This window comes from Flavobacterium sp., from assembly GCF_044371705.1.
Taxonomy (GTDB): Bacteria; Bacteroidota; Bacteroidia; order Flavobacteriales; family Flavobacteriaceae; genus Flavobacterium.
In genome coordinates, this window is record NZ_JBILTE010000144.1 from 1 (window position 1) to 6,421 (window position 6,421).

A 6,421-nucleotide genomic window follows, 5' to 3' on the forward strand; every position below is an offset into this window, starting at 1 on the left:
AATCATTACGCTTTCAAAAGACACAACCGTTGTAGATACTTCTTTAACGGTACAGAAAGAATATAAATTCAATTATTTACGGAAGGACACTTATGGTTTACTTGCTTTTACCAACGAAGGTCAGCCTTATACCACTTTAGATTTCGGAATCAATGATTTCACGCCATTTCCTGAATTTGGCTTTTCCGGCAAGCATTTCAGTTATTTGGAAGTAAAAGATATCGATTACTACCATGTTGCTACACCGTTAACCGAACTGTATTTTAAAACAGTGATGGAGCAAGGTCAAAGTTTGGAGACCTTTATCAGCGTGAATACTTCGGAACAGTTAAACTTTGCTGTTTCCTACAAAGGGTTACGCTCTTTGGGAAAATATCAAAACCAATTAACTAGTACGGGAAATTTCAGATTGTCCTCCAGTTACAACACAAAAAATAAAAGGTATATCTTAAAGGCTCATTTTACTGCTCAGGATATTTCAAACGGTGAGAATGGTGGTATTGTGAATCAAGCAGATTTTGAAGGAGGATTATCAGAATTTGAAAATAGAGCCCGCATCCCCGTATTTTCTGAAGATGCAGAAAGCCTGCTGAAAGGTAATCGTTTTTTTGTTGATCATTCGTTTCGATTGAAAAAAGATGAAAATGCATTTGGAAGTGTTGTAATCCACCACCAATTCAATTATGAGCGTAAAAATTATGATTATACGCAAGCTACAATCAATACGACTACTACCGATGAAAATGGTGCGGTTATTAATTTTAGTCGTTACGGTGATTCATATGTGTTAAGCAACATCAACGATGTAACCAACTACAATCGAATGTATAATAAATTGGGTGCTTCCTATGCTACCAAGGATTTTGGATCGGTTACTTTTTTTGTGGAAGATTTTCAATTTAACCATTATTACAATAAGGTTTTAGTGCTCGCTGATCAAACCATTCCCACTACTTTAAGTGATCAAATTATGAATGTGGGAGGCGAATATAAGTATCAAATAAATAAATGGAAGGCAAATTTGTTGGTTTCACGATCCATCACCGACCAAAATTTAAATAATATTGAAGCCAATGTTCGTTATCGTTTGGATAGCATCAATAGCTTTACATTTACGTATCAAAACATTAATAAAATTGCCAATCATAGTTACAATCTTTTTCAAAGTAGTTATGTTAATTACAATTGGTTTAATAATTTTAAAAATGAAAAAATAAATGCTATTGAAGCAAAAGCATTTACAAAATGGTTTAATGCTTCAGCACAATTCACAAATATTACTGATTTTCTATATTATAGCAATGATGAAACAAACCAACGACAACTGATCCTTTCGCCAAAACAATTTGGCAATTCAATTAAGTATGTATCTGCTCAGGTCAGCAAAGAACTTACCTATGGGAAGTTTGCCCTAGATAACACATTTTTATTTCAACAAGTAGATCAAAGCGAGGATATTTTAAACGTTCCAACGTTTCTTACTCGTAATACACTGTATTATACGGATCGTTTTTTTAAGAAGGCACTCTTTATTCAAATGGGTGTTACTTTGAACTATTTCACTTCGTATTATGCCAATGGTTACAATCCGATTATTGGTGATTTTTATGTACAAAATCAGCAAGAAATCGGTGAGTTTCCAATGATTGATTTTTTTATTAATGCTAAAATTCGAACGGCTCGTATTTATTTAAAAGCAGAACATCTGAACTCTTCTTTTGGAGAATCCAAGTACTACAACGCACCAAATTATCCGTACCGCGATTTTATGATTCGATTTGGCGTGGAATGGAATTTTTTCCAATAACAGGGCACAGCAGTTAAAAACGCACTTCTTTTAGCGAAAACTTGTATCCTCCTGATTTATCAATATCTTTGTAACAGAAATAAAAAATTAATGAAATTCGCAAAAAACATACTTGAAACCATCGGCAATACTCCTTTGGTTAGAATCAATACACTTACGAAAGAGCTGGATTGTTTAGTTTTAGCTAAGGTAGAAACCTTTAATCCCGGTAATTCGGTAAAAGACCGTATGGCTGTTAAAATGATTGAAGATGCCGAAGCCGACGGTCGTTTGAAACCCGGAGGCACCATTATTGAAGGAACTTCCGGAAATACGGGTATGGGATTGGCTTTGGGTGCAATCGTCAAAGGATATAAATTAATTTGTGTGATTACAGATAAGCAATCCAAAGAAAAAATGGATATTCTTCGTGCAGTTGGAGCCAAAGTGATTGTATGTCCAACCGATGTAGAACCCGACGATCCGCGTTCGTACTATTCTGTTTCTAAACGATTAGGGACCGAAATCCCCAATTCATGGTATGTGAATCAATATGATAATCCGTCGAATGCGATTGCACATTACGAGCAAACTGCTCCTGAAATTTGGGAACAAACCGAAGGTAAAATTACGCATTTTGTGGTGGGAGTAGGAACGGGTGGAACAATATCCGGTGTTGCAAAATATTTAAAGGAACGCAACCCGAATGTAAAAATCTGGGGAATTGACACCTATGGTTCGGTATTTAAAAAATACCACGAAACCGGAATTTTTGATGAAAATGAAATTTACTCCTACATCACAGAAGGAATAGGGGAAGATATTTTACCAAAAAACGTCGATTTTTCACTGATTGATGGATTTACTAAAGTAACAGATAAAGATGCAGCTGTTTATACGCGTCGACTGGCTTTGGAAGAAGGTATTTTTGTTGGAAATTCAGCTGGTGCTGCCATCAAGGGAGTTTTGCAACTTAAAGAGCATTTCAAACCTGAAGATATAGTAGTAGTTTTATTTCACGATTCGGGCAGTCGCTATGTTGGTAAAATGTTCAACGACGATTGGATGCGTGAACGTGGATTTTTGGATGAAGAATTAACCAAAGCTACGGATTTGATTCAAGGTCATTTAGACAAACCTTTGGTCATTGTACGAACAGAAGAATTGGTTTCGCATGCCATCGAACGCATGAAGAAATACAATATTTCACAAATACCTGTAATGGATGCAACCGGTTTTGTAGGATCGGTAGATGAAGCCGATTTATTTCGAAGCTATCTAGCCGATAAAGATATTGCTGATAAACCTATCAAAGAAGTGATGGGAAAAGCGTATCCAATTGTTTCTGCCAATACACCCATTGATGAGGTGTCAAAACTGATTACACGCGACAATCAAGCGGTTTTGGTAAAACTTGAGAATGGGAAACATCATATTATAACCAAACACGATATTATTAGTTCAATTAATTAGTTGTAGAATAGTAAGTTTTAAAAATAATTGTTCTGTCATTCTGAACTTGTTTCAGAATCCCTAACCATATTTTATTATAGCTCTCAGATGCTGAAACAAGCAGCATGACAGGGGTTAGCAAAGTTCGGCATGAAAGGGTTTATTCTACTTTTCGCTACCCAGTAAAACCCCTGACACATTCCATGCACTGAAACTGCCACCTTCGGGTTTTCCTTGCGGAATTTTCACTTGAATTGTATGAGAGCCGGCAGCTAAATCACCCAAGTCTATTAAAATAGGGTTGGTAACCGTTCCCGGACACCAATTAGACCGACTGTAATCGGAAGATGACAACCCGTTGTTGAAATTTCCAGATGCCGGATTGTATAAACGATAAGAGCCGCAATCATAACGCCAAGGAATAAAGGAAAATACTTCCTTGTTGTTTAAAAGAATCGTGTTTTTCTTTGGTACAAACTCATCCCCATTTTCCCAACCGCCGTGACCCGTGGTAATGTATCTTAGTTTTGCGTTTTTTAGGGGTTTGTCTAGTGTGAAAGTAACTGTTAGACCTTTGTCCATATCAAACATAGTTGCGTATTCTTGACCTGCCATTTCCATGATATTGGTGGTATTGAATAGTGAAAGTAATTTTTCGGTAGGATGTACTTCCGATGGTTCTTGGTGAACGGTAATATTCAAAGAAACTTTGTGACCTCCTTTGTCGTAATTCCCGATAAAAACACCCACATAATATTCAGATTCGTTCAAGATGGTAGCTAGTTCAGAAATATCCTGTCTGTAAAATACTTGTTCCTGCCATTTTTTGTCTTTCAATTCTATGTGATTGTATTTCAGGATTCCGAAAGGTGTAAAAAACCTCATTAATTCAATCGGAGGAGAATAATTGTCTGTAGCAATAACCCCGTGGTATTTTTTGCCATTTCCGTTTTCATAAATAGGAAGCGTTGAGATGCCCTTTTCCAATCCATCAAAAAACGTCTGTTTCTCAGTCACCGGAATTACAAATACGGAACCTGTTCGGTCATAAGCATCGCCGTTGGATTGTTCGGTTAAGTCTACAAAAACCTGACTACCGTTATTCAATTTTGGAAAGCTAATCTTTCTCACAGCAATTGTGCCTTTCGCAAATCGAAGAATACTGTCATTCGATTTTGAATCATCTGAAAAATTAATGATTTCTTTTTCAAACACTTCAATCGTTTGGAATTTACTTTTCCAAAGAAAATCGCGGTAGGATAATAAATCCGTTACCGTTGATGGAATAGATGCTATTTTTACATTTTCGGGAATTGATTTCAATTTTTCAATTGAAACCGCTTGAATAGTAAAATTGTTATTACGGGTCATTTCCAAAACCAATCCTAAGTTTTGTCCCAAAACAGTGGGAGCTCCTTTTAAATGTAAGTCGTTAGTGTACCAAAGTTCGATCGTGTTAGAATTGATAATGGTTTTGGCTTTTTTACAGGTATAACCCAGTATTTTTTTAGTGTCGGTTAAAAATTCAAATGCCTGTTTATTTAAACTCAGACTATCAATGGTTTCAATGGCTTTTTTTTCGTTCAATTGAGCCCATTGTAAAATTGTGTTTTCTGTCCGATTGATTTGCGTTAGTTCGACTGGAAATTTCGTTTTTTTTTCAATAATCGAGTTATTTGTCAGCAACGTACTATTCGCATCTGAGTATACCAAAATAGGTTCTTGGTTAATTATTGAACCGTTTGAAACTCGCTCAAACGTTACTTTTATAGCATTTGGTTGCTTTTGAGACCAAAGGATTTGAACGATTAGGAAAAATAGAAAGAAAGTGATTTTTTTCATGTGGAACAATTTTACGTTTACAAATGTAGCAGTTCTAGTTGTTTTTTTGTACTTTAGTCATTCGAAACCATACAGAATTTATCCATGAAAGAATCATTTCTCCATTATTTATGGCAGTTTAAGAAGTTTTCATTCTCCGAACTTCAAACTACCGAGGGTTTGCCAATTACAATTGTACATTCCGGCAATTATCTACAACAAGCAGGCCCCGACTTTTTTAATGCTCAATTAATTATTGGCACTCAAAGGTGGGCGGGAAGTGTTGAAATACATCTCAAGTCATCCGATTGGTATGTGCATCACCACGAAACAGATGCGGCTTATAACAATGTGATTCTTCATGTGGTTTGGGAGCATGATACGGATGTTTTTAGGAAAAATAATACTGAAATTCCTGTTTTAGAATTGAAAAATTACGTAGATGCTGAAATCCTTTCGCACTATCAAAAGTTACTTTCTCCAAAAAATTGGATCAATTGTGAAAATGAGTTGTCCATTATTGACTCATTTACACTTTCAAATTGGAAGGAAAAATTATTTCTGGAACGTATAGAAGAGCGTTCGGATGAAATTGAAGAGTTGTTAGTTACAACTGCCAATGATTGGGAAGCTGTTTTCGTCCTCTTTTTAGCCAAAAGTTTTGGATTGAATGTCAACGGAATTGTTTTCTTCGAATTGATGCAGTCTATTCCGTATGAAATAATTAGAAAAGAACAATCGGATATCGTCCAATTGGAAGCACTTTTTTTAGGAAGAGCGGGATTACTCGAAACGGATAAAGAAGATGTGTACTTCAAAGAATTAAAAAAGCGATGGAATTATCTTCAACAAAAGTATCAACTACCTGAAATTATACTTCAGCCTGTTCATTTTTTCAAACTCAGACCCGATAATTTTCCAACAATTCGATTGGCTCAATTGGCACAATTAATCAGTCAGGAGCCGCAACTATTTCATAAGTGCATGCATATCCAAAAAGTGAGTGACTTTTATCAGTTGGTTGCAATCGCTCCTTCAGTATATTGGCAAAGCCATTATGTTTTTGATAGGCAAAGTGCCTCAAAGCGTAAAAAATTATCCAAATCGTTCATTGATTTAGTAATCATTAATGCATTGTTACCCTTTTTATTTGCCTTTCATCGCTATCAAAATTCAGATAGTACCGAGCAATTACTAGCATTAGCATCGCAAATAGAACCTGAGAAGAATGTTATGATAGATAAATTTTTAAGTTTTGGTCTTACCTGTAACACTAGTTATGACACACAAGCTTTATTGCAACTAAAAAAGCAATATTGCGATTTTAATCGTTGTTTGTCTTGTGCAATTGGTCAAAAGTTG

The 6,421-nt window shown here is 35.6% G+C and carries 4 protein-coding genes; 3 read left to right on the top strand and 1 reads right to left on the bottom strand.

The genetic code is table 11. From position 1 onward, the window contains the following. On the top strand, positions 1-1,807 hold a 1,807-nt coding region (locus ACIQ2S_RS09960), incomplete at its 5' end, for a putative porin (RefSeq protein WP_396175519.1). A 90-nt stretch (positions 1,808-1,897) separates the two neighbouring features. Next, positions 1,898-3,259, top strand: coding sequence for a pyridoxal-phosphate dependent enzyme (locus ACIQ2S_RS09965; protein WP_396175521.1), 1,362 nt, complete (start codon positions 1,898-1,900; stop codon positions 3,257-3,259). A gap of 144 nt (positions 3,260-3,403) precedes the next feature. Here ACIQ2S_RS09965 and ACIQ2S_RS09970 read toward each other — a convergent pair whose 3' ends face one another. Beyond that, a complete protein-coding gene (locus ACIQ2S_RS09970) occupies positions 3,404-5,080 on the bottom strand; it encodes a PNGase F N-terminal domain-containing protein (RefSeq protein WP_396175523.1) in 1,677 nt (558 codons plus the stop codon). An 84-nt stretch (positions 5,081-5,164) separates the two neighbouring features. On the opposite strand from ACIQ2S_RS09970, the gene ACIQ2S_RS09975 reads away from it, so the two are divergent. Then, positions 5,165-6,421 (top strand): DUF2851 family protein (locus ACIQ2S_RS09975; RefSeq protein ID WP_396175525.1); only part of this gene is annotated, 1,257 nt, incomplete at its 3' end.

Excerpts from the sequence above, each read along its gene's own strand:
- ACIQ2S_RS09965 (WP_396175521.1), top strand. The coding sequence starts at position 1,898 with ATGAAATTCGCAAAAAACATACTTGAAACCATCGGCAATACTCCTTTG.
- ACIQ2S_RS09970 (WP_396175523.1), bottom strand. The coding sequence starts at position 5,080 with ATGAAAAAAATCACTTTCTTTCTATTTTTCCTAATCGTTCAAATCCTT.